The sequence below is a fragment of the Streptomyces sp. B1866 genome, from assembly GCF_031932565.1.
GTDB lineage: Bacteria > Actinomycetota > Actinomycetes > Streptomycetales > Streptomycetaceae > Streptomyces.
On sequence record NZ_JAVSCF010000639.1, the window covers coordinates 1 to 376 of the forward strand.

Genomic DNA, 376 nt, shown 5'->3' on the forward strand with positions numbered 1-376 from the left:
CCCGGCCGCCGACGCCGGACCGACCGCCGAAACCCCGCCGACCGCCCGCGCATGGGCGACCGCCGGTGCCCCGCCCGGCACCGGCGCCGGGACGCCCCCGGGCGCCGGCATCGCGCCCGCCCCCGCCGCCGTCTGGTGCGCGCGGGTGATGAGCGCCGCGACCGCCGCCCGGTTGGCGACGCCCAGCTTGGCGAACACGTTGGACAGGTGCATCTCCACCGTCTTCTCGGCTATGTGCAGCCGCTTGCCGATCAGCCGGTTCGTCAGGCCGTCCCCGACCAGCTCGGCGATCTGCCGCTCGCGGCCGGTCAGGCCCGCGGCCGGGTCCCAGGGCCCGGCGGGCCCGCGGCCGTGCGGGGCCCGGGCGGCCAGGCGG

The 376-nt window shown here is 80.6% G+C and carries 1 protein-coding gene; it reads right to left on the minus strand.

Annotation, left to right across the window (positions count from 1 at the left end):
- Nucleotides 1-376: helix-turn-helix transcriptional regulator (locus RKE29_RS30570; RefSeq protein ID WP_312008930.1), on the minus strand; the 376-nt coding region annotated here is incomplete at both ends.